At 68.5% G+C, this 22,013-nt stretch carries 20 protein-coding genes; 17 read left to right on the top strand and 3 right to left on the bottom strand.

Features of this window, described 5'->3' with window-relative positions; translation table 11 throughout:
* Window positions 1-15 precede the first annotated feature (15 nt).
* The 5 genes from MDN94_RS10845 to tuf all read left to right on the top strand — a co-directional run bounded on the left by MDN94_RS10845 (window position 16) and on the right by tuf (window position 8,808).
* Complete coding sequence (locus tag MDN94_RS10845) at window positions 16-3,915, top strand: DNA-directed RNA polymerase subunit beta' (protein WP_441265748.1); 3,900 nt, start codon at window positions 16-18, stop codon at window positions 3,913-3,915.
* 535 nt (window positions 3,916-4,450) lie between these two features.
* Complete coding sequence (gene rpsL, locus MDN94_RS10850; protein WP_003948652.1) at window positions 4,451-4,822, top strand: 30S ribosomal protein S12; 372 nt, start codon at window positions 4,451-4,453, stop codon at window positions 4,820-4,822.
* Window positions 4,823-4,824: 2 nt separating this feature from the next.
* Window positions 4,825-5,295, top strand: a complete 471-nt coding sequence (rpsG, locus tag MDN94_RS10855) for a 30S ribosomal protein S7 (protein WP_100108597.1) — start codon at window positions 4,825-4,827, stop codon at window positions 5,293-5,295.
* Between the two features lie 38 nt (window positions 5,296-5,333).
* Window positions 5,334-7,460, top strand: a complete 2,127-nt coding sequence (gene fusA / locus MDN94_RS10860; protein WP_482725639.1) for an elongation factor G — start codon at window positions 5,334-5,336, stop codon at window positions 7,458-7,460.
* A 154-nt stretch (window positions 7,461-7,614) separates the two neighbouring features.
* On the top strand, window positions 7,615-8,808 hold the full coding sequence (tuf, locus tag MDN94_RS10865; RefSeq protein ID WP_005313609.1) for an elongation factor Tu: 1,194 nt from the start codon (window positions 7,615-7,617) through the stop codon (window positions 8,806-8,808).
* A gap of 118 nt (window positions 8,809-8,926) precedes the next feature.
* On the opposite strand, the gene MDN94_RS10870 is transcribed toward tuf, so the two are convergent.
* The 3 genes from MDN94_RS10870 to MDN94_RS10880 all read right to left on the bottom strand — a co-directional run bounded on the left by MDN94_RS10870 (window position 8,927) and on the right by MDN94_RS10880 (window position 15,688).
* Window positions 8,927-11,071, bottom strand: coding sequence for a PIG-L family deacetylase (locus MDN94_RS10870; RefSeq protein ID WP_482725640.1), 2,145 nt, complete (start codon window positions 11,069-11,071; stop codon window positions 8,927-8,929).
* Between the two features lie 207 nt (window positions 11,072-11,278).
* Window positions 11,279-14,044 (bottom strand): poly(A) polymerase, encoded by a 2,766-nt coding sequence (locus tag MDN94_RS10875; RefSeq protein ID WP_482725641.1) that lies wholly within the window; start codon window positions 14,042-14,044, stop codon window positions 11,279-11,281.
* Window positions 14,045-14,047: 3 nt separating this feature from the next.
* Entirely contained in the window at window positions 14,048-15,688 is a 1,641-nt protein-coding gene (locus tag MDN94_RS10880) for an RNA ligase family protein (RefSeq protein ID WP_482725642.1), read from the bottom strand.
* A gap of 565 nt (window positions 15,689-16,253) precedes the next feature.
* Here MDN94_RS10880 and rpsJ point away from each other — a divergent pair.
* The 12 genes from rpsJ (at window position 16,254) to rplN (ending at window position 22,013) form a co-directional block, all read left to right on the top strand.
* Window positions 16,254-16,562, top strand: a complete 309-nt coding sequence (gene rpsJ / locus MDN94_RS10885) for a 30S ribosomal protein S10 (RefSeq protein WP_003948644.1) — start codon at window positions 16,254-16,256, stop codon at window positions 16,560-16,562.
* A 14-nt stretch (window positions 16,563-16,576) separates the two neighbouring features.
* Entirely contained in the window at window positions 16,577-17,221 is a 645-nt protein-coding gene (rplC, locus tag MDN94_RS10890; protein WP_005313592.1) for a 50S ribosomal protein L3, read from the top strand.
* Between the two features lie 5 nt (window positions 17,222-17,226).
* Window positions 17,227-17,877, top strand: a complete 651-nt coding sequence (rplD, locus tag MDN94_RS10895; protein ID WP_037773993.1) for a 50S ribosomal protein L4 — start codon at window positions 17,227-17,229, stop codon at window positions 17,875-17,877.
* On the top strand, window positions 17,877-18,200 hold the full coding sequence (gene rplW, locus MDN94_RS10900) for a 50S ribosomal protein L23 (RefSeq protein ID WP_005313587.1): 324 nt from the start codon (window positions 17,877-17,879) through the stop codon (window positions 18,198-18,200). The genes rplD and rplW overlap by 1 nt, the downstream gene beginning before the upstream one ends.
* Before the next feature lie 52 nt (window positions 18,201-18,252).
* The gene (gene rplB, locus MDN94_RS10905; protein WP_482725643.1) at window positions 18,253-19,089 is read left to right on the top strand and encodes a 50S ribosomal protein L2; all 837 of its coding nucleotides are present in this window, start codon (window positions 18,253-18,255) and stop codon (window positions 19,087-19,089) included.
* 12 nt (window positions 19,090-19,101) lie between these two features.
* Entirely contained in the window at window positions 19,102-19,383 is a 282-nt protein-coding gene (gene rpsS, locus MDN94_RS10910) for a 30S ribosomal protein S19 (RefSeq protein ID WP_166628878.1), read from the top strand.
* A gap of 43 nt (window positions 19,384-19,426) precedes the next feature.
* Window positions 19,427-19,774, top strand: coding sequence for a 50S ribosomal protein L22 (rplV, locus tag MDN94_RS10915; RefSeq protein ID WP_004571827.1), 348 nt, complete (start codon window positions 19,427-19,429; stop codon window positions 19,772-19,774).
* Window positions 19,774-20,604 carry a 30S ribosomal protein S3 gene (gene rpsC, locus MDN94_RS10920; protein ID WP_005313583.1) on the top strand — a complete coding sequence of 277 codons (831 nt, stop codon included), beginning with the start codon at window positions 19,774-19,776 and terminating at the stop codon, window positions 20,602-20,604. Before rplV ends, rpsC begins: the two co-directional genes overlap by 1 nt.
* 5 nt (window positions 20,605-20,609) lie before the next feature.
* Window positions 20,610-21,029, top strand: coding sequence for a 50S ribosomal protein L16 (gene rplP, locus MDN94_RS10925; protein WP_005313579.1), 420 nt, complete (start codon window positions 20,610-20,612; stop codon window positions 21,027-21,029).
* A complete protein-coding gene (rpmC, locus tag MDN94_RS10930; protein ID WP_017949657.1) occupies window positions 21,029-21,253 on the top strand; it encodes a 50S ribosomal protein L29 in 225 nt (74 codons plus the stop codon). Before rplP ends, rpmC begins: the two co-directional genes overlap by 1 nt.
* Entirely contained in the window at window positions 21,253-21,537 is a 285-nt protein-coding gene (gene rpsQ, locus MDN94_RS10935) for a 30S ribosomal protein S17 (RefSeq protein ID WP_482725644.1), read from the top strand. The genes rpmC and rpsQ overlap by 1 nt, the downstream gene beginning before the upstream one ends.
* Before the next feature lie 107 nt (window positions 21,538-21,644).
* Window positions 21,645-22,013, top strand: a complete 369-nt coding sequence (rplN, locus tag MDN94_RS10940; protein WP_003956455.1) for a 50S ribosomal protein L14 — start codon at window positions 21,645-21,647, stop codon at window positions 22,011-22,013.

The raw sequence follows: 22,013 nt of genomic DNA on the forward strand, positions 1-22,013 counted from the left end.
AGGGATTGACGCACAGTGCTCGACGTCAACTTCTTCGACGAGCTGCGGATCGGCCTGGCCACCGCGGACGACATCAGGACCTGGTCCCACGGCGAGGTCAAGAAGCCCGAGACCATCAACTACCGCACGCTCAAGCCCGAGAAGGACGGACTCTTCTGCGAGAAGATCTTCGGTCCGACCCGGGACTGGGAGTGCTACTGCGGCAAGTACAAGCGTGTCCGCTTCAAGGGCATCATCTGTGAGCGGTGTGGCGTCGAGGTCACCCGCGCCAAGGTGCGGCGTGAGCGGATGGGCCACATCGAGCTCGCCGCTCCCGTGACCCACATCTGGTACTTCAAGGGCGTCCCGTCGCGTCTGGGCTACCTGCTGGACCTGGCGCCGAAGGACCTCGAGAAGGTCATCTACTTCGCCGCGTACATGATCACGTTCGTGGACGAGGAGCGCCGCACGCGTGACCTGCCGTCGCTGGAGGCCCATGTCTCCGTCGAGCGCCAGCAGGTCGAGAACCGCCGCGACGCCGACCTCGAGGCCCGTGCCAAGAAGCTCGAGACCGACCTGGCCGAGCTCGAGGCCGAGGGCGCCAAGGCCGACGTGCGCCGCAAGGTGCGCGAGGGTGCCGAGCGCGAGATGAAGCAGCTGCGTGACCGCGCCCAGCGCGAGATCGACCGTCTCGACGAGGTGTGGAACCGCTTCAAGAACCTCAAGGTCCAGGACCTCGAGGGCGACGAGCTGCTCTACCGCGAGCTGCGTGACCGCTTCGGCACGTACTTCGACGGCTCGATGGGTGCCGCGGCGCTGCAGAAGCGCCTGGAGTCCTTCGACCTCGAGGAGGAGGCCGAGCGTCTCCGCGAGATCATCCGCACCGGCAAGGGCCAGAAGAAGACCCGTGCGCTCAAGCGCCTCAAGGTCGTCTCCGCGTTCCTGCAGACGTCCAACAGCCCCAAGGGCATGGTGCTCGACTGCGTGCCGGTCATCCCGCCGGACCTTCGTCCGATGGTGCAGCTGGACGGTGGCCGCTTCGCGACCTCCGACCTGAACGACCTGTACCGCCGTGTGATCAACCGCAACAACCGTCTGAAGCGTCTGCTCGACCTCGGTGCCCCCGAGATCATCGTGAACAACGAGAAGCGGATGCTCCAGGAGGCGGTCGACGCCCTCTTCGACAACGGCCGTCGTGGTCGCCCGGTCACGGGCCCAGGCAACCGTCCGCTGAAGTCCCTCAGCGACATGCTGAAGGGTAAGCAGGGTCGTTTCCGTCAGAACCTGCTCGGTAAGCGTGTCGACTACTCGGCGCGTTCCGTCATCGTCGTCGGCCCGCAGCTGAAGCTGCACCAGTGCGGTCTGCCCAAGGCCATGGCGCTGGAGCTCTTCAAGCCGTTCGTGATGAAGCGCCTGGTCGACCTGAACCACGCGCAGAACATCAAGTCGGCCAAGCGCATGGTCGAGCGTGGCCGCACCGTGGTGTACGACGTCCTCGAAGAGGTCATCGCCGAGCACCCGGTGCTGCTGAACCGTGCGCCCACGCTGCACCGCCTCGGCATCCAGGCCTTCGAGCCGCAGCTGGTCGAGGGCAAGGCCATCCAGATCCACCCGCTCGTCTGCACCGCGTTCAACGCGGACTTCGACGGTGACCAGATGGCCGTGCACCTGCCGCTGTCCGCGGAGGCGCAGGCCGAGGCCCGCATCCTGATGCTGTCCTCGAACAACATCCTCAAGCCGGCCGACGGCCGTCCGGTCACCATGCCGACCCAGGACATGGTGCTGGGCCTCTTCTTCCTGACCACGGACGAGGAGGAGCGCACGGTCATCGGTGAGGGCCGTTCCTTCGGTTCCACCGCCGAGGCGATCATGGCGTTCGACGCCCGGGAGCTCTCGCTCCAGGCGAAGATCGACATCCGCTTCCCGGTCGGCACCATCCCGCCGCGCGGCTGGACCCCGCCGGCGCAGGAGGAGGGTGAGCCGGAGTGGCAGCAGGGTGACTCGTTCCGTCTGCGGACGACCCTGGGCCGCGCGCTCTTCAACGAGCTGCTGCCCGAGGACTACCCGTTCGTCGACTACTCGGTGGGCAAGAAGCAGCTCTCCGAGATCGTCAACGACCTGGCCGAGCGCTACCCCAAGGTCATCGTGGCGGCGACGCTCGACAACCTGAAGGCGGCGGGCTTCTACTGGGCGACCCGTTCCGGTGTCACCGTGGCCATCTCCGACGTCGTCGTGCCCGAGGCGAAGAAGGCGATCGTCAAGGGTTACGAGGAGCAGGACGAGAAGGTCCAGAAGCAGTACGAGCGCGGTCTGATCACCAAGGACGAGCGCACCCAGGAGCTCATCGCGATCTGGACCAAGGCGACCAACGAGGTCGCCGAGGCGATGAACGCGAACTTCCCGAAGACCAACCCCATCTTCATGATGGTCAACTCGGGTGCTCGTGGAAACATGATGCAGATGCGTCAGATCGCCGGTATGCGTGGTCTGGTGTCCAACGCCAAGAACGAGACCATCCCGCGTCCGATCAAGGCGTCCTTCCGCGAGGGTCTGTCCGTGCTGGAGTACTTCATCTCCACGCACGGTGCCCGTAAGGGTCTGGCGGACACCGCCCTGCGTACCGCCGACTCGGGTTACCTGACCCGTCGTCTGGTGGACGTCTCGCAGGACGTCATCATCCGCGAGGAGGACTGCGGCACCGATCGCGGCCTCAAGCTCAAGATCGCGGAGCGTGGCGCCGACGGCACCCTGCGCAAGACCGAGGACGTCGAGACCTCCGTCTACGCCCGGATGCTCGCCGAGGACGTCGTCGTCGACGGCAAGGTCATCGCGCCTGCCAACGTCGACCTCGGTGACGTGCTCATCGACGCGCTCGTCGCGGCCGGTGTGGAGGAGGTCAAGACCCGCTCGGTCCTGACCTGTGAGTCCGCGGTCGGCACCTGTGCGTACTGCTACGGCCGTTCGCTCGCGACCGGCAAGCTGGTCGACATCGGTGAGGCGGTCGGCATCATCGCCGCCCAGTCCATCGGTGAGCCCGGCACGCAGCTGACGATGCGTACCTTCCACACCGGTGGTGTGGCCGGTGACGACATCACCCAGGGTCTGCCCCGTGTCGTCGAGCTCTTCGAGGCTCGTACGCCCAAGGGTGTCGCCCCGATCTCGGAGGCGGCCGGCCGCGTCCGTATCGAGGAGACCGAGAAGACCAAGAAGATCGTCGTCACTCCGGACGACGGCAGCGACGAGACGGCGTTCCCGATCTCGAAGCGTGCCCGTCTGCTGGTCGGCGAGGGCGATCACGTCGAGGTGGGCCAGAAGCTCACCGTGGGTGCCACCAACCCGCACGACGTGCTCCGCATCCTCGGCCAGCGCGCGGTCCAGGTCCACCTGGTCGGCGAGGTCCAGAAGGTCTACAACTCGCAGGGTGTGTCGATCCACGACAAGCACATCGAGATCATCATCCGGCAGATGCTGCGCCGTGTGACGATCATCGAGTCCGGCGACGCGGAGCTGCTGCCGGGTGAGCTGGTCGAGCGCTCGAAGTTCGAGACCGAGAACCGTCGTGTGGTCACCGAGGGCGGTCACCCCGCCTCCGGTCGTCCGCAGCTGATGGGTATCACCAAGGCCTCGCTGGCGACCGAGTCCTGGCTGTCGGCGGCGTCCTTCCAGGAGACGACCAGGGTTCTGACGGACGCGGCGATCAATGCCAAGTCCGACTCCCTGATCGGCCTCAAGGAGAACGTCATCATCGGTAAGCTCATCCCGGCCGGTACGGGTCTGTCCCGCTACCGCAACATCCGGGTCGAGCCGACCGAGGAGGCCAAGGCCGCGATGTACTCGGCCGTCGGCTACGACGACATCGACTACTCGCCGTTCGGCACTGGCTCCGGCCAGGCCGTTCCGCTGGAGGACTACGACTACGGTCCGTACAACCAGTAGTAGGTCGTGAAGAAGGGCGGCCACCCCGCACGGGGTGGCCGCCCTTCTTCCTTTCCTACGTGATGCTCGTGGGCCGGCGCCGGCGTGGGGGAGCGCCGGGCGCGACAGCCCCCGGAGGCCGGTGCTGAGCCGCTCGTACGACGGCAGGGGCGGCCCCAGAGGTCCAGGGCGGGACGACTTCCGCCCCGTGCCGAGGGATCGACGGCCTGCACGGACAGCGTCGGTCCAGGCCGGACACTGCCGCCAAGATGGCCGAAAACCATCGCAAAACAGCCCCGCCCCTGTGGGTGGATCCGGCCCCTGGGCATTTGTTTTGACCGGAGTGGATGCGGTAGGTACGCTCAGACCTTGTGCCTGGGGTGTGCCTGGGCTCGTGTGCGTGTCTTCAACCGCATGGCGAGTCAGATACCGGCCACCGCAATCTGCGCTCTTTCCGCTTGGCGGCGGAGGTCTGCAGCATTCGACACACCCGACCGCGTGGGTCGGCGACGTTCCAGGTTAGCTTCACTGACGGCACACAGAAACCGGAGAAGTAGTGCCTACGATCCAGCAGCTGGTCCGTAAGGGCCGGCAGGACAAGGTCGAGAAGAACAAGACGCCCGCACTCGAGGGTTCCCCTCAGCGCCGCGGCGTCTGCACGCGTGTGTTCACGACCACCCCGAAGAAGCCGAACTCGGCCCTGCGTAAGGTCGCGCGTGTGCGTCTGACCTCCGGCATCGAGGTCACGGCCTACATCCCGGGTGAGGGACACAACCTGCAGGAGCACTCCATCGTGCTCGTGCGTGGTGGCCGTGTGAAGGACCTGCCGGGTGTTCGTTACAAGATCATCCGCGGTTCGCTCGACACCCAGGGTGTCAAGAACCGCAAGCAGGCCCGCAGCCGCTACGGCGCCAAGAAGGAGAAGTAAGAATGCCTCGTAAGGGCCCCGCCCCGAAGCGCCCGGTCATCATCGACCCGGTTTACGGTTCTCCTCTGGTGACCTCGCTCATCAACAAGATTCTGCTCAACGGCAAGCGTTCCACCGCTGAGCGCATCGTCTACGGCGCCATGGAAGGCCTCCGCGAGAAGACCGGCAACGACCCGGTCATCACGCTGAAGCGCGCCCTCGAGAACGTCAAGCCGGCGCTCGAGGTCAAGTCCCGCCGTGTCGGTGGCGCCACCTACCAGGTTCCGGTCGAGGTCAAGCCCGGCCGCGCCTCCACGCTGGCGCTGCGCTGGCTGGTCGGTTACTCCCGCGCCCGTCGCGAGAAGACCATGACCGAGCGCCTCATGAACGAACTGCTCGACGCCTCCAACGGCCTCGGCGCTTCGGTCAAGAAGCGTGAGGACACGCACAAGATGGCCGAGTCCAACAAGGCCTTCGCGCACTACCGCTGGTAGTCGCTACCCACATCGAGACCGAGAGAAGATTGAGCCTTATGGCCACCACTTCGCTTGACCTGGCCAAGGTCCGCAACATTGGGATCATGGCCCACATCGACGCGGGCAAGACGACGACCACCGAGCGCATCCTGTTCTACACCGGTGTGAGCTACAAGATCGGTGAGGTCCACGACGGCGCTGCCACGATGGACTGGATGGAGCAGGAGCAGGAGCGCGGCATCACGATCACGTCCGCCGCGACGACCTGTCACTGGCCGCTCGAGGACGTCGATCACACCATCAACATCATCGACACCCCGGGTCACGTCGACTTCACCGTCGAGGTGGAGCGTTCGCTTCGTGTCCTCGACGGTGCCGTCACGGTGTTCGACGGTGTCGCCGGTGTCGAGCCCCAGTCCGAGACTGTCTGGCGCCAGGCGGACCGCTACGGCGTTCCGCGTATCTGCTTCGTCAACAAGCTCGACCGCACCGGTGCCGAGTTCCACCGCTGTGTCGACATGATCAGCGACCGCCTGGGCGCGACGCCGATCGTCATGCAGCTGCCGATCGGTGCCGAGGCCGACTTCAAGGGCGTCGTCGACCTGGTTCGTATGAAGGCCCTCGTGTGGTCCGCCGAGGCCACCAAGGGCGAGATGTACGACGTCGTCGACATCCCGGCCACCCACACCGAGGCTGCCGACGAGTGGCGCGGCAAGCTCCTCGAGACGGTCGCCGAGAACGACGAAGAGATCATGGAGCTGTACCTCGAGGGCCAGGAGCCTTCCGAGGAGCAGCTGTACGCCGCGATCCGTCGTATCACCATCGCGTCCGGCGTCTCCAAGGACACCACGGTCACCCCGGTGTTCTGCGGTACCGCCTTCAAGAACAAGGGCGTTCAGCCCCTGCTCGACGCGGTCGTGCGCTACCTCCCCTCCCCCCTGGACGTCGAGGCCATCGAGGGCCACGACGTGAAGGACCCGGAGGCGGTCGTCAAGCGCAAGCCGTCCGACGACGAGCCGCTGTCGGCCCTCGCGTTCAAGATCGCGAGTGACCCGCACCTCGGCAAGCTCACCTTCGTCCGGATCTACTCCGGTCGCCTGGACTCCGGCACCGCGGTGCTGAACTCCGTCAAGGGCAAGAAGGAGCGCATCGGCAAGATCTACCGCATGCACGCGAACAAGCGTGAGGAGATCGAGTCGGTGGGCGCCGGCGACATCGTCGCCGTCATGGGCCTGAAGCAGACCACCACCGGTGAGACGCTGTGCGACGACAAGAACCCGGTGATCCTGGAGTCCATGGACTTCCCGGCGCCGGTCATCCAGGTCGCGATCGAGCCCAAGTCCAAGGGTGACCAGGAGAAGCTGGGTGTCGCCATCCAGCGTCTCGCGGAGGAGGACCCCTCCTTCCAGGTTCACTCGGACGAGGAGACCGGCCAGACCATCATCGGTGGTATGGGCGAGCTGCACCTCGAGGTGCTGGTCGACCGTATGCGCCGTGAGTTCAAGGTCGAGGCGAATGTCGGTAAGCCGCAGGTGGCATACCGTGAGACGATCCGTAAGGGCGTCGAGCGCCACGACTACACGCACAAGAAGCAGACCGGTGGTACCGGTCAGTTCGCCAAGGTGCAGATCGCGATCGAGCCGATCGAGGGCGGCGACGCCTCGTACGAGTTCGTGAACAAGGTCACCGGTGGCCGCATCCCCAAGGAATACATCCCCTCGGTGGACGCGGGTGCGCAGGAGGCCATGCAGTTCGGCATCCTGGCCGGCTACGAGATGACGGGCGTTCGCGTCATTCTTCTCGACGGTGGCTTCCACGAGGTCGACTCCTCCGAGCTCGCGTTCAAGATCGCCGGTTCGCAGGCCTTCAAGGAGGCCGCGCGTAAGGCCAGCCCCGTGCTGCTCGAGCCGATGATGGCCGTAGAGGTCACCACGCCCGAGGACTACATGGGCGAGGTCATCGGCGACATCAACTCCCGCCGTGGTCAGATTCAGGCCATGGAGGAGCGGATGGGCGCCCGGATCGTCAAGGGTCTGGTGCCGCTTTCGGAGATGTTCGGCTACGTCGGAGACCTCCGCAGCAAGACTTCGGGTCGCGCAAGCTACTCGATGCAGTTCGACTCCTACGCCGAGGTTCCCCGGAACGTCGCCGAGGAGATCATCGCGAAGGCCAAGGGCGAGTAACTCTCCCGAGTTCACGCTTTAGGCTTGTCACCGGAGCCTCCCGGGGCATTCCAGCCGCACCACGGCGGGAATGCCCCAGGGCCCCGGCATCCCAGCAAAGATCACCTGGCGCCGATGAGTAAGGCGTACAGAACCACTCCACAGGAGGACCCCAGTGGCGAAGGCGAAGTTCGAGCGGACTAAGCCGCACGTCAACATCGGCACCATCGGTCACATCGACCACGGTAAGACGACCCTCACGGCCGCCATTACCAAGGTGCTGCACGACGCGTACCCGGACCTGAACGAGGCCTCGGCCTTCGACCAGATCGACAAGGCTCCTGAGGAGCGCCAGCGCGGTATCACCATCTCCATCGCGCACGTCGAGTACCAGACCGAGTCGCGTCACTACGCGCACGTCGACTGCCCCGGTCACGCGGACTACATCAAGAACATGATCACGGGTGCGGCGCAGATGGACGGCGCCATCCTCGTGGTCGCCGCGACCGACGGCCCGATGCCGCAGACCAAGGAGCACGTGCTCCTGGCCCGCCAGGTCGGCGTTCCGTACATCGTCGTCGCCCTGAACAAGGCCGACATGGTGGACGACGAGGAGATCCTGGAGCTCGTCGAGCTCGAGGTGCGTGAGCTCCTCTCCGAGTACGAGTTCCCGGGCGACGACGTTCCCGTCGTCAAGGTCTCGGCGCTCAAGGCTCTCGAGGGCGACAAGGAGTGGGGCCAGTCGGTCCTGAACCTGATGGCCGCCGTCGACGAGGCGATCCCGCAGCCCGAGCGTGACGTCGACAAGCCGTTCCTGATGCCGATCGAGGACGTCTTCACGATCACCGGTCGTGGCACCGTCGTCACCGGTCGTATCGAGCGTGGTGTCCTCAAGGTCAACGAGACCGTCGACATCGTCGGTATCAAGACCGAGAAGACCACCACCACGGTCACCGGCATCGAGATGTTCCGCAAGCTGCTCGACGAGGGCCAGGCGGGCGAGAACGTCGGTCTGCTCCTCCGTGGCATCAAGCGCGAGGACGTCGAGCGCGGCCAGGTCATCATCAAGCCGGGTTCGGTCACGCCGCACACCAGCTTCGAGGCCCAGGCCTACATCCTGTCGAAGGACGAGGGTGGCCGTCACACCCCCTTCTTCAACAACTACCGCCCGCAGTTCTACTTCCGTACCACGGACGTGACCGGCGTCGTGACCCTCCCCGAGGGCACCGAGATGGTCATGCCGGGCGACAACACCACCATGACCGTCGAGCTGATCCAGCCCGTCGCCATGGAGGAGGGCCTCAAGTTCGCCATCCGTGAGGGTGGCCGGACCGTGGGCGCCGGCCAGGTCACCAAGATCAACAAGTAATTGTTGCTCTGACCTGGTAGCTCGCTGAGCTGCAAGAAGGGCCCCGCACCTTACGGTGCGGGGCCCTTCGTCATGTCCGGCCGGCGGAGGCTCGGCTCCCGCCCGCCGGGCGGGGCCGTCAGCCGGTCGCCGTGGCCGCACCGGGCGACCAGGTCCACGGGTGCGCGTCCGGGCCCATTCCGACGACCCGGATCTCTCCGTCGGGGGCGACGTCCAGCGTGGGCGTGTCCAGGGCCACGGCCCCGGCGGTACGGGTCAGCAGCCGGCCGTCGTGGCGCAGCTGCACCCGGCCCAGCAGATCCAGCCCCGCCAGGACGGCCCGCTCGGGGTCACCGCCCGTGGCGAGCGGTCCGTAGCCCTCGAACCGGACGGCGGGCAGCGGCCTGCCGTCCGGGCTGAAGCGGGTGAGGGCGGGCGAGGCGCTGCCGCGGGAGTCCCTCGGGTCCGTCCGCTCCCAGGGCCGCTCCGTCCGGTACAGCAGGTGCACGGAACCGTCGGCCTCCGCGAGTGCGGCGGGGGTGTCGACGGCCGCCGGAAGACGCCCGGAGGGGCGGTGGGTGAGGGGCAGGCCGGGCGCGTCCTGTGTCCAGTGGTGGACGGTGTCGAAGCCCGTGGCGAAGAGGTGGACACGGCCGGCCGCGTCGACGACGGTCGCAAGGCCGTCCTGTATCTCTGCGCCGCCGTCGAGGGCCCGCCAGCCGCTCCAGCGGCCGTCCGCCTCCCGGACCCGTGTGCTGACGCCCTTGTCCGCGTTGCGCACGAACAGGTGAACCCGCCCGTCGGGCGCGCTGACGGCCACCGGCACCCCTATGCGCCGGCCCCGGTCGTCATGACGCTCGGGGTTGCCCAGGCCGCGCCATGCGAGGAAGGGTCCGCCCGCGGAGCGCTGTTCCAGCAGCACTATCTCCCGGGCGTTGTTCCCGCCGTGACCGCTGATCGCCGAGAAGCGAAGTGCGAAGAGGAGCTGCCGTCCGTCGCCGAGCGCCGTCGCGCCCAGTGTCGGCGCGAGAGGTCCCCCGCCGAGGTCGGCGGGCTGACCCCACCGGCCGCTCCCGGCCTCCGTCTCCCGCCAGCGCACCGCGCGCAGCCCCAGCACCCCGTACGCGGTCAGCCGTCCGTCGCCTTCGGCGGCGAGGGACGCGCGGGGTCCGGGGTAGCGGTAGTGGGTGGAACGGACCCAGCCCTTCTTGTTGGTCAGGGGACGGTCGCCGCCCACGTTGTAGTCGCCGCACCCGCCGCTGTTGCCGCAGTTCCAGTCGGCCTGCCCGCCGTACGGCACCAGATGGCCGGCCTTGTGCCGCAGCACGCTGTCCGGCAGGTTCTTCGGCCAGTGCCGGTTGTAGTAGCCGCGGAAGGAGGTGGCGACGAACGCCGGTATCTCGCCGCCGTCGCGTGCCGACTCGGCAACCCACCGGGCCATCGCCGCCCAGCTGAAGGAGGCCACGGCTGTGTGGTCCCCGTGATCCGAGTAACCGCGCTGTTCGCTGTCCTTCTTACGGGTGGCCTCGTCGCTGTACTGGATGTCGGGATCAGGGTCCAGCGTCTGCACGACGGTGGGCCGGTAGCGGTCCATCAGCCCGACGAGGACGTCGACGAGCCTGTCGTAGTCGTAACTCTCGATCCTGTGCACTGGGGAGTCGTCGGCCACGACGGTCGGCAGCTCCAGCACGCGGTCCCGCCACAGGTTCGGTAGACCGAGCCGGGCATGGCGGGTGGTGTGCATGGCGAGGTTCAGGTAGATCAGGTCGACGCGCCGGGGGCCGACGGCCAGGCTGTTGATCTCGGCCCGCCGACCGCCGCGCAGCGTGGTGACCCCCTTCTGCCAGTCCGTGAACCGGGGCAGCCCGAGCAGGGTCGCGTACGCCTGCCGCAGGCCCTGGTGACGGGCGGACGAGTACGCGCTCTTGTCCGCGGCGGGACGCGGCCGTCCCGGGGCCTTGTTGACGCCGTCGGCCTCGCCGGCCGTGACGTACACGCAGACGAGGGGGACGCCGGAGTCCAGCATCCGCTGGGTGTCCGGGTTCATGAAGTACAGGTCGTCGTCGGGGTGCGCCAGTATCTGCATCAGCCGGGCGGGCCGTGAGTCGCTTATGGCGATCCCGGGCGCGGGGTCGGTGACGGGCCCGGTGCGCCGTGGCGCGGGCACCGAACACGAGGTGAGGGCGGTGGCCGAGCCGGCCGCGGCCAGCGCGCCGATGGCGGCGACGACGCTGCGCCGCCGGGGCCGGCCCGTGCGCAGCCCCGACACAGCTCTGTCGTCCACTTGTCGTGCTCCGTCCGGTCCCCCGCAGCGGCTGGGCGGAGCCCCCGTCTGCGTACTGTGAAATCCCAGGTGGCGGCCGGGCCGGTCGAGCCGACAGCCGCGATCGACTAGACGGGGCACGGGCGCCGGAGGTTGCCCGGATTCTGGCCATGTGTTCGATCTGACATCCGCCCCGGGGCTGCCGGCCCTATGGCGAGAGCCGGCAGGTCACACGAGTGTCGGTACGTCGCCGCACGCCGCGTGCTCGACCTTCGTGCCCGTCAGACCTCTGAGCCAGGGGGCGGTGAGATCCGCCAGCCCGGCCGGGTCCGGCGGTGTGGGACCGAGGCCGACGGCGTAGCGCACGGGGGAGTCGGTGAAGGGACGCGGCCATGCGTGGACACCGGGCTGCGGCAGTGCCGTCACAAGCGCCCGCATCCGCCCGCGGACGCGGCCCTCGTCGCCGGGCGCCACGGTCACGACCGCCCAGGCCGCGTGCCGGCGGTGCAGCGGGGGAGGGGCGAGCAGCGGTTCTGTGGAGTCGCCGTCCAGGAGCTCCCAGGCCCGGAACAGTTCCTGCGTGATCAGGTCGCGCATGTCGGCGGTGACCTGGTCGGAGCAGGGACGTACCGGCGCGGTCGGGGTCATGACCGTGACCGGCAGATCCGGGCGCGCCGGGCCGCCGACCGGCTCGCGCCAGTCCCAGGCCGCCCAGGTCGCGAAGAAGTGGCGGAGCAGTTCGCCGGGCGGCAGGTCGCCGGCCTCGCGGACGGTACGCGCCGCGAGGACGGACCAGCCGAGGCCCGGCAGCCCGCCGAACGGAGCGGAGTCCAGCCCGCGGGCCTTCGCCCATGCCTTGACCTGGCGGGCCAGACGCGTGAACGGCTCCCGTCGGCCCGCGACCCCGGCCTCGATCTCGTCGAGGAGCGCGTCGGCGTCGCTGACCGCGCTGAGCGCGACCGCCGCGTCCTCGCCCAGCTCGGCCCGGCGGCCGACCGCTTCTGCCGGATCGAGCGCACCGGTGCCGACGACGGCCAGGTCCACGGCGAGGCCGCCGACGTTGAGCCGCAGTCCGGGGACACGTGCGCCGACCACTTCCCGCACGTCCGTCGCTTCCGGCAGCACGGCCGTCAACCGGGCTCGGACGCCCGCCGGTTCGGGAGTGCCCGGCAGGGCGGCGACCAGGTCCAGATCGGCCCCGGGAAGCGCGCATCCCGTGCGCCGCGAACCGACGAGGTGCACCCGTCCGTCCGCGAGCGCCCGCTCCACCCGTACCCGCACGTCGTCGGCGACGCGCTCGTCCTCCGGTCCGTCCGGTGTCTCCGGTCCGCCCGGCGCCTCCGGTGTCCACCGCACCTCGCCCGTTCCGAGCGCGACCGTCGCCCGTACCCGCATCGGCTCGCCGGCGCGGCGCGAGAGCAGCACCAGCTCACCGACCGCGGCGGACATGCCGCCGAGCCGGGACGCGCACTCGGCCACCAGCGGCTGCGGATCTCGGGTCCGGCCCAGGCTCAGGTGCGGGGTGAAACCCTCCCGCCGGCCGCGGCAGCGGGGGAACCGCTGCTCCAGGGCGTGGCGCAGCTCCTGCCACGGCTGCTCGCCGGCCGCCGCCGGGTCGAGCCACACGGTCGCGTCCTCGCGGTGCCCGAAGCTGTCAACGCCCTCCAGCCGGGCGTCGAAGGGGGCGATGCCCGCGGCCGCCTCAGCGAGCAGCGGGGCGGCCTCCTCGAAGGCGGACTCCGGCACGAACCCGAAGAGCAGGTTGACGTGCGGTGGCCAGCGGTGGATCTGCGGGTCGTGCTCGCGGCGGACGTCCTGGATCGGTCCCCACAGCCCGGTGGGCGGCAGCCAGGCCACGGCCGTACGTGCCGTCGGCCGCACGTCGAGGACGCGGCTCTCCTCCCGCGCGGGGCTCAGGGCGACCTCCACGCCGTAGTGGTCGGAGATGTGCCGCCCTTCAGGGCCGGGGACGTCCCCGCGCAGGACGGCCGAGTCGACCCGGAACGTGTCCGACCGGAGCAGTACACGGTCCAGCCGGGACGCCCGCCCGCTCAGGGACGAGACGGCGGCGAGCGGATTGGCGGCCGGGTCGAAGGTCGGGGTCGCGTCACCGGGCCCGTGGGCATCGCTCCAGGCGTCGCGCATGCCGAGCGTCGTCTGCGGCGTGTCCGTGCCGTCGTTGAAGTCGCCCATGAGCACGAGGTCGCCCTCGATGCCCGCCGATCCCTCGGCGATCCGGGCCAGTTCCGCGTTCCGCCGGGCGGCGCCGTCCTCGGAGTGGTCACTGGTGAGGTGGGTCGCGGCCACGGTCACCGGACCGCTGAGGGTCTCCACGACGATCGCCGCCACCGCCTTGTGCGGGCCGAGGACGTGGTGGCCCGCCTCGCGCACGGGCAGCCGGCTGAGCAGCAGCAGGCCGCACTCGTCGACGTCACGGCCGCCGGGGTCGGTGGCCGCCGTGTAAGCGTCCCGTACCCACGGCGTGCGCAGCAGCATGACGAGCAGCTCGGGTTCGACCTCCTGGAGCGCGACGACGTCGGCGTCCGCCTCGCGCAGGGCGTGGATCAGGAGGGGGCGGCGTACGGCGGTGGCGATGCGGTCGGAGTCGTAGCGGTCCCACAGGGTGTTCCAGGTCAGGACGCGCAGGCTCCCCGGGGTGCCCTTGGGGGCGTGCGCCGGCATCCAGCCGTCCCCGTCCCACGCGTACGGCGTCCGTGCTTCGAAGAACGGCGCACGCAGCCGGCGCGCCTCCCGTACCCGCCCGGCGTCCGTGTCGTCGATCCGGTCCACGCCCGTGGCCCGGTCCCACACCAGCTCGCCGTCCGCCTCGAAGAACAGCACGCGGTGCCAGGGGATGTCCCCGCCGGGCACGAAGGCGGACAGCGGCATGCGCTTGGGCGCCGCCTCGCGCCGGCGCACGCCGATCACGAAGCGGGCCGGGTCGAAGCGCGCGTCCCAGCGGACCCGGTGGTAGATCTCCTCGCTGGTACGCACGGCCTACGCCTCCTCCTCGACGGTCCCGCTCGCCCCGATGTACCAGGTGCGGTGCGCCTGGCCCGGGTACGGGGGGACGAACCGGTGCAGTTGCGAGGTCAGCACCGCCGGCGGCACGGGGTGCTCTCTTTCCAGATTGCGCCGCGCCAGCTCGTCCTCGCCGACGAGCAGCACGGCGTGGGTCACAAGCGCGTCACGACGGCGGGCCACCGTGTGCACCAGCGACCGCTGGTGGTGGTTGAGGGACGTGGCGTCCCACACCACGGTCCCGCCGCGTGCCAGGGCGGAGTCCAGCAGGTCGAGCCCTTCGCGGAGCACGTCCCCGTTGGCCTTCTGGTCGGCGCGCGAACCGCGGGCGCGGCGCAGCTCGTCGAGGGACACGTACGCGTCCACTCCGCCGAGGCCCTGTGCGAAGGAGCTCTTGCCGCTGCAGGACGGGCCCACCAGATGGATCAGCCGGGGGAAGTCGCCCGAGCGCCACCGCCAGGTCGCGGCGGTGGCCTCCGCCGCGCTGCCGATGCGGCCCTCGGCGTACGCCTCGCGGGCCTCGGCACGGCAGCGGGCGGCCGCGTCGTCGTCCAGACCGGCGAACTCTTCCGTGAGCCCGTCGAGGGGCGCGATGTCCGCGGTGTGCAGCCAGGACCATTCCACCTGCTCCCGCGCCTGGGCCGTCCCGGCCGTCGCCGCGGCCACCGCGTGCAGCACACCCAGGTCGGCGGCGTACGACATCCGCACGAGCCCGGCGCGGCGCTGCTCGTCCGGGTACGGCCGGTGAAGGCCTGCCTGCAGCCCGACCAGGTCGGCGACGCGACGTGCGAGCGGCAGGCCGAGCAGCGGCGCCAGGCGGGGCGCGAGCACGGCCCGCCGCTCCCGGTGCAGCAGCGCCGCCAGTACGCCCGCGAGCCGGGCGTCCCCCATGCGGCCGCCGGTGTCCAGGCGCGCCACGGCCTCGGCGTCACCGTCGCCCACGCCCAGCGCCCGGGGGTCCGGCGCGGCTCCGGACCGTACGTCCCACAGTGCCGCGCCCGGGCCGAGCCCGTTCGGTACGACAGCCGCGTGCATCCAGTGCGTATCGGTCCGCACGTGCCCGGCCCGCACCCACTTGGCGACCCGCTGCCCGAACTCCTCGGCCACGAAGCCGTCGGTGGTGCGGACGACGAACCCTTCCTGCCGGCCCAGGTCCGGCTTCAGGGCGCGCAGCGCCCGTTCGTCGAACACCCCGCGCCACAGCACCCGGGGCACCGGGACGCCCAGGTCGCGCAGGAACGCGACGCTCCGGTCCCAGTCGAGGCACCAGCCGAGTTCGTCCCACACGGAGAACCCGTAGAAGTAGCTCTCGAGGTCGTCGTACGCGATCGAGTGCCGGGCGAACATGTTCTCCCCGCACACCCGCCAGTCCTCCGGGATGCCGTGCGCGACGCGTCCGTGCAGCGCCTTCACCCAAGCGCGGGACGGATGGTGGGCGGAGTCCAGCGACCGGGCGTGCAGCCCGTCGCGGTACAGGGTGGTGTTCTCCCCGTCGAGCTTCTCGGTGACGACGACCTCCCGCCCGCGCAGCCCGTCGAGATCCGCGACACGCACATCGTCGGAGGTCGCACCGGGTGACCACGGCAGATGGGCCGTGCGTGGATAGTGCGTGCGCATGGCAGAACCGGCCCCCGTGTCGAATGACTGTCCGGCCACTGTAGGAGCGGTGAGGAGCCCGGCTCGACCGAATAACGCACATCGAGGTCGCGCCGGGACGGCCCTGTGTCGGCGGAGGGTGCGGCAGGCGAACCGAGGCGCCGCGCGGCCGTCCGGACAGGGGTTCTGCGCGCCGTTGTTTGACACATAACCCCCGCGGGGTAGTGTTCTCGGCTCGATTGGCCAGGGCACGGGAGTGTGTGGCAGACTGTCCGGGTTGCTCGGTTGAGTGCCGATGCTGCGCGCCTCCCGCCGGGAGGACCGGAAGCGAGTCCCACAGTACTCGTCGACCCTCGGGTCGGACGTACGGGAATCTTCCGGGAAGTGTCAGCGGGGTACCGGCCAGGCACTCGGCGGGAGCTCTTCCCCTCGATACGCGGCCGCTGGCCGCACCCCCTTGGTTGGGAAATCCTTCGGGAGATCTTCGTAGAGGGAGTGCGACACGCCCGACCGCGTGGGTCGGAGAAGAGAGCAAGACCCACCGAGTACCAGAGCGTTTCACTAGACAAAGGACTACTGAGTAGCCATGGCGGGACAGAAGATCCGCATCCGGCTCAAGGCCTACGACCACGAGGTCATCGACTCCTCGGCGAAGAAGATCGTCGAGACGGTGACCCGCACTGGTGCGTCGGTCGCAGGCCCGGTGCCGCTGCCCACTGAGAAGAACGTGTACTGCGTCATCAAGTCGCCGCACAAGTACAAGGACTCGCGCGAGCACTTCGAGATGCGCACGCACAAGCGCCTGATCGACATCCTCGACCCGACGCCCAAGACCGTTGACTCGTTGATGCGCCTGGACCTTCCGGCCGGCGTTGACATCGAGATCAAGCTCTGAGAGGCGCGGAAGAGATGGCAAAGCAGATCAAGGGCGTCCTGGGCGAGAAGCTCGGCATGACCCAGGTCTGGGACGAGAACAACCGTGTCGTCCCGGTGACCGTCGTCAAGGCCGGGCCCTGTGTCGTTACCCAGGTCCGTACGAATGACATCGACGGCTACGAGTCGGTCCAGATCGCCTTCGGCGAGATCGACCCTCGCAAGGTGAACAAGCCCCTCAAGGGCCACTTCGCCAAGGCCGACGTGACCCCCCGCCGCCACCTGGTGGAGCTCCGCACCCCTGACGCCAGCGAGTACACGCTGGGCCAGGAGATCACTGCCGAGGTGTTCGAGTCCGGCGTCAAGGTAGACGTCACGGGCAAGAGCAAGGGCAAGGGCTTCGCCGGTGTCATGAAGCGTCACAACTTCAAGGGCCTCGGCGCCGGTCACGGCACCCAGCGCAAGCACCGCTCTCCCGGCTCCATCGGTGGCTGCGCCACCCCGGGCCGTGTGTTCAAGGGCCTCCGCATGGCGGGCCGCATGGGCAACGAGCGGGTCACCACCCAGAACCTGACCGTTCACGCCGTTGACGCGGAGAAGGGCCTGCTCCTCATCAAGGGCGCAGTTCCTGGTCCGAACGGCGGCCTGGTCCTGGTCCGCACTGCGGCCAAGGGGGCCTGAGGACTATGAGCACCATTGACATCCTGTCGCCCGCGGGCGACAAGTCCGGGACCGTTGAGCTCCCGGCCGAGATCTTCGACGCCAAGGTCAGCATCCCGCTGATCCACCAGGTCGTCGTCGCGCAGCTGGCCGCCGCCCGTCAGGGCACGCACAAGGTCAAGACGCGTGGCGAGGTCCGCGGTGGTGGCAAGAAGCCTTACCGCCAGAAGGGCACCGGCCGCGCCCGTCAGGGTTCGACTCGTGCGCCTCAGTTCGCCGGCGGTGGCGTCGTCCACGGCCCCGTGCCGCGTGACTACTCGCAGCGGACCCCGAAGAAGATGAAGGCCGCCGCCCTGCGCGGTGCCCTCACCGACCGGGCCCGTCACTCCCGTATCCACGTCGTCTCCGGCGTGGTCGAGGGCGAGGTCTCCACCAAGGCAGCGAAGACGCTGTTCGGCAAGATCAGTGAGCGCAAGAACCTGCTCCTGGTCGTCGACCGCGCCGACGAGGCCGCGTGGCTGTCCGCCCGCAACCTGCCCCAGGTGCACATCCTGGAGCCGGGCCAGCTGAACACGTACGACGTGCTCGTCTCCGACGACGTGGTCTTCACCAAGGCCGCCTTCGAGTCCTTCGTGTCTGGCCCCAAGGCCGCTGAGACCGAAGGGAGCGACGTCTGATGTCCGAGGCGACCGTTACCAGCAAGACCTTCACGGACCCGCGCGACGTTCTCGTCAAGCCGGTTGTGTCCGAGAAGAGCTACGCCCTGCTCGACGAGAACAAGTACACGTTCATCGTCGCGCCTGGCTCCAACAAGACCCAGATCAAGCAGGCCGTCGAGGCGGTCTTCTCGGTCAAGGTCACCGGGGTCAACACGATCAACCGTCAGGGCAAGCGCAAGCGCACCCGCACCGGTTTCGGCAAGCGCGCCAACACCAAGCGCGCCATCGTGACCCTTGCCGAGGGCGACCGTATCGACATCTTCGGCGGTCCGACCGCCTGACGGCGGTCGAGATCGTCCAGATTTCGGAATAGTTTCCGAGGACTGAGAGACAATGGGTATCCGCAAGTACAAGCCGACGACTCCGGGCCGTCGTGGCTCCAGCGTCGCCGACTTCGTCGAGATCACGCGGTCCACGCCGGAGAAGTCGCTGGTCCGCCCCCTGCACAGCAAGGGCGGCCGTAACAACACCGGTCGTGTGACCGTCCGTCACCAGGGCGGTGGCCACAAGCGCGCCTACCGCCTGATCGACTTCCGTCGTCACGACAAGGACGGCGTGCCGGCGAAGGTCGCTCACATCGAGTACGACCCCAACCGCACCGCGCGCATCGCGCTCCTGCACTACGCAGACGGCGAGAAGCGCTACATCATCGCCCCCCGTGGCCTGAGCCAGGGCGACCGGGTCGAGAACGGCCCCGGCGCCGACATCAAGCCCGGTAACAACCTGGCGCTGCGCAACATCCCGGTCGGTACGACCATCCACGCCATCGAGCTGCGGCCCGGCGGCGGCGCGAAGTTCGCCCGCTCCGCGGGTGCCTCCGTGCAGCTGCTGGCGAAGGAGGGCCAGATGGCCCACCTGCGTATGCCGTCCGGTGAGATTCGCCTGGTCGACATCCGCTGCCGCGCCACGGTCGGCGAGGTCGGCAACGCCGAGCAGTCGAACATCAACTGGGGCAAGGCCGGCCGCCTGCGCTGGAAGGGCGTCCGCCCGACCGTCCGCGGTGTCGCGATGAACCCGGTTGACCACCCGCACGGTGGTGGTGAGGGCAAGACCTCCGGTGGTCGCCACCCGGTCTCCCCGTGGGGTCAGAAGGAGGGTCGTACTCGTTCGCCGAAGAAGGCTTCGAACAAGTACATCGTCCGCCGCCGCAAGACGAACAAGAAGCGCTAGGAGCGGGTTTAGATGCCGCGCAGTCTCAAGAAGGGGCCCTTCGTCGACGACCACCTGATCAAGAAGGTGGACGCCCAGAACGAAGCCGGCACCAAGAACGTCATCAAGACCTGGTCCCGTCGCTCGATGATCATCCCGGCCATGCTCGGCCACACGATCGCGGTGCACAACGGCAAGACCCACGTCCCGGTGTTCGTCACCGAGTCCATGGTCGGCCACAAGCTCGGCGAGTTCTCGCCGACTCGCACCTTCCGCGGCCACGTCAAGGACGACCGGAAGTCGAAGCGCCGCTAACCGCGGGGTGGAACGACTAATGACTTACACCGAAGGGACAACCATGGAAGCCAGGGCCCAGGCGCGGTACATCCGCGTCACGCCCATGAAGGCCCGCCGAGTGGTGGACCTCATCCGTGGCATGGATGCCACGGAGGCTCAGGCGGTCCTGCGTTTCGCCCCGCAGGCCGCGAGCGTGCCGGTCGGCAAGGTGCTGGACAGCGCCATTGCCAACGCCGCGCACAACTACGACCACACCGACGCCTCTTCGCTGGTCATCAGCGAGGCGTACGTGGACGAGGGTCCGACCCTGAAGCGGTTCCGTCCGCGTGCTCAGGGCCGTGCCTACCGGATCCGTAAGCGGACCAGCCACATCACCGTGGTCGTCAGCAGCAAGGAAGGAACCCGGTAATGGGCCAGAAGGTAAACCCGCACGGGTTCCGGCTCGGTATCACCACGGACTTCAAGTCCCGCTGGTACGCCGACAAGCTGTACAAGGACTACGTCAAGGAAGACGTCGCCATCCGTCGGATGATGACGTCCGGCATGGAGCGCGCGGGCATCTCGAAGGTCGAGATCGAGCGCACCCGTGACCGCGTGCGGGTGGACATCCACACCGCGCGTCCCGGCATCGTCATCGGCCGCCGTGGCGCCGAGGCCGACCGCATCCGCGGCGACCTCGAGAAGCTCACGGGCAAGCAGGTCCAGCTGAACATCCTCGAGGTCAAGAACCCCGAGGTCGACGCTCAGCTCGTGGCCCAGGCCGTTGCCGAGCAGCTGTCCTCCCGCGTCTCCTTCCGCCGCGCCATGCGTAAGAGCATGCAGTCGGCGATGAAGGCCGGCGCCAAGGGCATCAAGATCCAGTGTGGCGGCCGTCTCGGCGGCGCCGAGATGTCCCGCTCGGAGTTCTACCGCGAGGGTCGTGTGCCGCTGCACACGCTGCGCGCGAACGTCGAGTACGGCTTCTTCGAGGCCAAGACCACCTTCGGCCGCATCGGCGTGAAGGTCTGGATCTACAAGGGCGACGTCAAGAACATCGCCGAGGTCCGCGCCGAGAACGCTGCTGCCCGCGCCGGCAACCGCCCGGCCCGTGGTGGCGCTGACCGCCCGGCCCGTGGTGGCCGCGGTGGCGAGCGTGGCGGTCGCGGTCGCAAGCCGCAGCAGGCTCCGGCTGCCGAGGCCCCCAAGGCCGACGCTCCCGCCGCCGCTCCGGCTGCTGAGAGCACCGGAACGGAGGCCTGACCGAAATGCTGATCCCCCGTAGGGTCAAGCACCGCAAGCAGCACCACCCGAAGCGCCGCGGTATGGCCAAGGGTGGTACGACGGTTGCGTTCGGCGAGTACGGCATCCAGGCCATGACTCCGGCGTACGTGACCAACCGCCAGATCGAGGCGGCTCGTATCGCGATGACCCGCCACATCAAGCGTGGCGGCAAGGTCTGGATCAACATCTACCCGGACCGCCCGCTGACCAAGAAGCCCGCCGAGACCCGCATGGGTTCCGGTAAGGGTTCCCCCGAGTGGTGGGTCGCGAACGTGCACCCGGGCCGGGTCATGTTCGAGCTGTCCTACCCGAACGAGAAGATTGCACGTGAGGCTCTGACTCGCGCGGCCCACAAGCTGCCGATGAAGTGCCGGATCGTCAAGCGCGAGGCAGGTGAAGCGTGATGTCGGCCGGTACCAAGGCGTCCGAGCTGCGCGAACTGGGCAACGAGGAGCTTGTTGCCAAGCTCCGCGAGGCCAAGGAAGAGCTGTTCAACCTCCGCTTCCAGGCGGCGACGGGTCAGCTCGAGAACCACGGCCGGCTGAAGGCCGTCCGCAAGGACATCGCCCGGATCTACACCCTGATGCGTGAGCGCGAGCTGGGCATCGAGACGGTGGAGAGCGCCTGATGAGCGAGAGCAACGTGACTGAAGACAAGACCGCCCGCGGTTACCGCAAGACCCGTGAGGGTCTCGTCGTCAGCGACAAGATGGACAAGACCGTCGTCGTCGCCGTCGAGGACCGCGTGAAGCACGCGCTGTACGGCAAGGTCATCCGCCGTACCAACAAGCTCAAGGCGCACGACGAGCAGAACGCTGCCGGCGTCGGCGACCGCGTCCTCATCATGGAGACGCGTCCGCTGTCGGCGACCAAGCGCTGGCGCATCGTCGAGATCCTCGAGAAGGCCAAGTAATTGCTTGAAGGGGTAACCCTTCGAGTTCGTTCCGCCAGGCTCGGTGGGGGTCTTTCCTCGTAAGAGGGAGCCCCCGCCGGGAACCGGCAGACAATCAGGAGATAGACGTGATCCAGCAGGAGTCGCGACTGCGCGTCGCCGACAACACTGGTGCCAAGGAGATCCTTTGCATCCGTGTTCTCGGTGGCTCCGGTCGCCGCTACGCGGGCATCGGTGACGTCATCGTCGCCACCGTCAAGGACGCGATCCCCGGTGGCAACGTGAAGAAGGGTGACGTCGTCAAGGCGGTCATCGTTCGCACCGTCAAGGAGCGTCGTCGTCAGGACGGCTCGTACATCCGCTTCGACGAGAACGCCGCCGTCATTCTGAAGAACGACGGCGACCCTCGCGGCACCCGTATCTTCGGCCCGGTGGGCCGTGAGCTGCGCGAGAAGAAGTTCATGAAGATCATCTCGCTCGCGCCGGAGGTGCTGTAA

The sequence above is a fragment of the Streptomyces sp. WAC00040 genome (assembly GCF_056835925.1).

Bases quoted from the DNA above. Each gene is read 5' to 3' on its own strand.
- fusA (WP_482725639.1), top strand. From the start codon at position 5,334: ATGGCCACCACTTCGCTTGACCTGGCCAAGGTCCGCAACATTGGGATC.
- rpsQ (WP_482725644.1), top strand. From the start codon at position 21,253: ATGAGCGAGAGCAACGTGACTGAAGACAAGACCGCCCGCGGTTACCGC.
- rpsC (WP_005313583.1), top strand. From the start codon at position 19,774: ATGGGCCAGAAGGTAAACCCGCACGGGTTCCGGCTCGGTATCACCACG.
- rplB (WP_482725643.1), top strand. From the start codon at position 18,253: ATGGGTATCCGCAAGTACAAGCCGACGACTCCGGGCCGTCGTGGCTCC.
- rplV (WP_004571827.1), top strand. From the start codon at position 19,427: ATGGAAGCCAGGGCCCAGGCGCGGTACATCCGCGTCACGCCCATGAAG.
- rpmC (WP_017949657.1), top strand. From the start codon at position 21,029: ATGTCGGCCGGTACCAAGGCGTCCGAGCTGCGCGAACTGGGCAACGAG.
- rplP (WP_005313579.1), top strand. From the start codon at position 20,610: ATGCTGATCCCCCGTAGGGTCAAGCACCGCAAGCAGCACCACCCGAAG.
- rplC (WP_005313592.1), top strand. From the start codon at position 16,577: ATGGCAAAGCAGATCAAGGGCGTCCTGGGCGAGAAGCTCGGCATGACC.
- rpsG (WP_100108597.1), top strand. From the start codon at position 4,825: ATGCCTCGTAAGGGCCCCGCCCCGAAGCGCCCGGTCATCATCGACCCG.
- rpsJ (WP_003948644.1), top strand. From the start codon at position 16,254: ATGGCGGGACAGAAGATCCGCATCCGGCTCAAGGCCTACGACCACGAG.
- rplD (WP_037773993.1), top strand. From the start codon at position 17,227: ATGAGCACCATTGACATCCTGTCGCCCGCGGGCGACAAGTCCGGGACC.
- MDN94_RS10880 (WP_482725642.1), bottom strand. From the start codon at position 15,688: ATGCGCACGCACTATCCACGCACGGCCCATCTGCCGTGGTCACCCGGT.
- rplW (WP_005313587.1), top strand. From the start codon at position 17,877: ATGTCCGAGGCGACCGTTACCAGCAAGACCTTCACGGACCCGCGCGAC.
- rpsS (WP_166628878.1), top strand. From the start codon at position 19,102: ATGCCGCGCAGTCTCAAGAAGGGGCCCTTCGTCGACGACCACCTGATC.